Source organism: Saccharopolyspora antibiotica, from assembly GCF_047200635.1.
In the GTDB taxonomy this organism is placed as follows: Bacteria; Actinomycetota; Actinomycetes; order Mycobacteriales; family Pseudonocardiaceae; genus Saccharopolyspora_C.
This window is the reverse complement of sequence record NZ_JBJZOI010000055.1, coordinates 1-433: the sequence shown is the minus strand read 5'-3', so window position 1 is coordinate 433 and position 433 is coordinate 1. Positions and strand designations below refer to the sequence as shown.

1 protein-coding gene is annotated in these 433 nt (G+C 64.2%); it reads right to left on the bottom strand.

The window, feature by feature from the left end:
- A partial coding sequence (locus ACL03H_RS23865; RefSeq protein WP_412813550.1) for an Lrp/AsnC family transcriptional regulator occupies positions 1-415 on the bottom strand: 415 nt, incomplete at its 3' end.
- Positions 416-433: the final 18 nt, after the last annotated feature.

The following is a 433-nucleotide window of genomic DNA, read 5'->3' as shown; positions in this document are numbered from 1 at the left end:
CCGGGTCGACGCTGTCGAGGACGATCATGGCCTCGGTGTGGGTGACGCCCTCCACACCCCGCAACTTGCCCTGCAACAACTCCCGCAGGTGAAACGCGTCCCGCACGTAGCACTCCACGACCAGATCCCACGACCCCGTCACCACCCAGACCGTGTGCACCTCCTCCAACCCCGACAAGACCTCAGCGCACTCATCACTGCGCCGATCATCATCAGTCCGCACCACCACCAACGTGTGCATGTACCCGAGCCGCGCCAGATCCACCTCAGCGTGATACCCCGTGATCACCCCCAACGACTCCAACCGCGCCACCCGCTCCCCCACCGCACCCGGAGAACGATTCAACTCCCGAGCGATCGCACGCACCGACATCCGCGCATCAGCACGCAACAACCCCAACACCGACCGATCCAACTCATCCAACGAAACCGG